The sequence below is a fragment of the Clostridium sp. genome (genome assembly GCF_051656525.1).
Lineage (GTDB): Bacteria > Bacillota > Clostridia > Clostridiales > Clostridiaceae > Clostridium.
The window spans coordinates 1-2,039 of record NZ_JBOGCC010000102.1 but is presented as its reverse complement, the minus strand read 5'-3'; the positions used below and the strand labels follow the sequence as shown (position 1 = coordinate 2,039).

4 protein-coding genes are annotated in these 2,039 nt (G+C 51.9%); 1 reads left to right on the top strand and 3 read right to left on the bottom strand.

Features of this window, described 5'->3' with window-relative positions:
- Together ACRDDY_RS04560 and ACRDDY_RS04555 are read right to left on the bottom strand one after the other, a co-directional pair.
- On the bottom strand, positions 1–322 hold a 322-nt coding region (locus ACRDDY_RS04560), incomplete at its 3' end, for a hypothetical protein (protein WP_438563787.1).
- Positions 319–990: a Gp138 family membrane-puncturing spike protein gene (locus ACRDDY_RS04555; protein WP_438563786.1), complete on the bottom strand. Its 672-nt coding sequence runs from the start codon at positions 988–990 to the stop codon at positions 319–321. The genes ACRDDY_RS04555 and ACRDDY_RS04560, both read right to left, overlap by 4 nt.
- A 169-nt stretch (positions 991–1,159) precedes the next feature.
- Here ACRDDY_RS04555 and ACRDDY_RS04550 point away from each other — a divergent pair, with 169 nt between their 5' ends.
- Positions 1,160–1,426 (top strand): hypothetical protein, encoded by a 267-nt coding sequence (locus ACRDDY_RS04550; RefSeq protein WP_438563785.1) that lies wholly within the window; start codon positions 1,160–1,162, stop codon positions 1,424–1,426.
- Between the two features lie 23 nt (positions 1,427–1,449).
- Here the strand turns inward: ACRDDY_RS04550 and ACRDDY_RS04545 are convergent.
- Positions 1,450–2,039: hypothetical protein (locus ACRDDY_RS04545; protein ID WP_438563784.1), on the bottom strand; the 590-nt coding region annotated here is incomplete at its 5' end.

The window sequence follows — 2,039 nt, the reverse complement described above, 5'->3', positions numbered from 1 at the left end:
CGTACTTGGTCAGACACCCCGCCGTCACACTTGCTTTGCGTGACACAGGGTCAGCGGTAAAACTGAACGACGTGAGACGGATAACACCCTCGGTACGGGCGATCCGATTACGCAAGGACGCTTCGGCAGCGTTACGGTTTGTGTCTTTACCGAGAATAGTCTCAAACCACGGTGTACCGTCCGTAATGTCACGAAAGTATTCGCCGAGATATAACCGCAAACGTGTCTGTATCGTCTGCGCGATTTCTTCTTGACCAGTGATAAACTGTTCACCCGATGTGACAATGTCACCCGTCAGCGGGTCAATTTTACGTACTGTCATTTTGGAACACCTGTATCACTGTTACCACCCTGAACGCCGCCGTGTTTGTGCGTCTCAACCTTGATACCTTTCGCATCAATGATCCCACCGCTGGACGGTACAGTTATCAAACCGTCTGGACTGATGGTCACACCGTTAATATTCATTGTGCCGTCTGGTGAGAGTGTGCCGAACCCTTTCGGGTTGCGCTGCTCTACCGTACCGTCACGTTTGAGCCACACGTAGCTGTCGCCGGACTTGTTACGCAGTCGGACACCATTGTTGGCGTATCCGGTAATTTTACCGGCCAGACTACGCACACCCGGTACGAATGTGGCGTCCTTGGCGTGGTGAAAACGTGCGATAGGATTGACACCCACTTTACCGGTTTGCTTCCAACCATCGATACAACGTTGGGAAAAATGAATCATCCCTTCACAGCCGGGCTGAAACTCCACTTCAACAAAATGCGAATCGCTCCCGTAAATCGACACGGGGACATCCACAATGACCGGAGGTGTGAAAGCTGCACCGTTGATGTCCACACGTTGCACACCGATTTGAACCTGTGCGCGCTGGGTCGCTGGGTCGTACGCTAGTAAGTAGCCGGGGATACACGTGTACACCTCTTTCGCCAGCTCGCGAAACGCCACACGGTACAAATTGTGCGATGTGATTAAAGTGCCCATAACCGCCCCGTCAATTATTTATCAAATAATAACGCATCGCTGCTTGACAGTCACGTCACAGCGTGTACTATTACGGTGTACTCTCTGTGTTGTTGATGCTTGCCCCTCTACCGAGGGGCTTTTTTAGACGATACAGTGACGGACTTGTCAAACTATAGGAGACGGAACAATGACTGAGAAAGTACGTATCGAATTGTTGAATGATGGTGGTTATGCGGGGTTGGGAAGTGTAACATTTCCTATTGTAGTGGACGCAACACCACTTTTGGAACCGTATACCGATGAAACACGATTGTACAATGTGAGAATCGAAGATTTATTGAAAATTGTCACTACCGACTTCGATCGTGAAATCCTGATGGAAACACGCGATATGGACCCGTCCGACCCCACATTACCTTGGTCTGTAACTGCGGAAGAATGCCGCCCACTGTGACACTGTAATAAGGGTAGCGGATGTTACCCTTTTGCGTATTGCTGCCCTCGTACCACTTCCATGTTCACCCGTGTCACCGCTTCACCACGTGTGATTGTGTCATCACGACTAATATCCAACCCCGCATTGGCATTGTAGTACTTCGCCGTTGCGGGGTCATTCTTACGCCACATTACGTAACTGTCGGGCTTGCCGATTGACCCCGGCCACAGAACCGCCATGTAACAGTCACCCAAGTTGCGCACTCGTGACTTGTACGGTTGGAAGTATTTCTCCACCCACTGCAACTGCTCTACGGCGCTCATACGTGCCAATTTTGCAGTGGTCGTACCGAGTCCAATCGCTGTCGAGCTTGTAAACTGTATCAGCCCCGTAGCGCTCCCGCCGCCGAGGTTCGGCTGTGATGGGCTGAATGAACCGCCAGTCTCGAACGCCATGACCGCCATGAGCCAATTCGGGTCGAACCCTAACCGTCCCGCTACAGCTCGCACCTCTGCACGGAATTCCTGTGTGACCCTAGCGCCCCAGATAAGTGACCCAGACGTGCCGCTGGTGGTCGCTACACCCGCACGTAACCCTTCAATCTCACAATCCCACATATCACCGTGCGTGT

Excerpts from the sequence above, each read along its gene's own strand:
- ACRDDY_RS04555 (WP_438563786.1), bottom strand. The coding sequence starts at position 990 with ATGGGCACTTTAATCACATCGCACAATTTGTACCGTGTGGCGTTTCGC.
- ACRDDY_RS04550 (WP_438563785.1), top strand. The coding sequence starts at position 1,160 with ATGACTGAGAAAGTACGTATCGAATTGTTGAATGATGGTGGTTATGCG.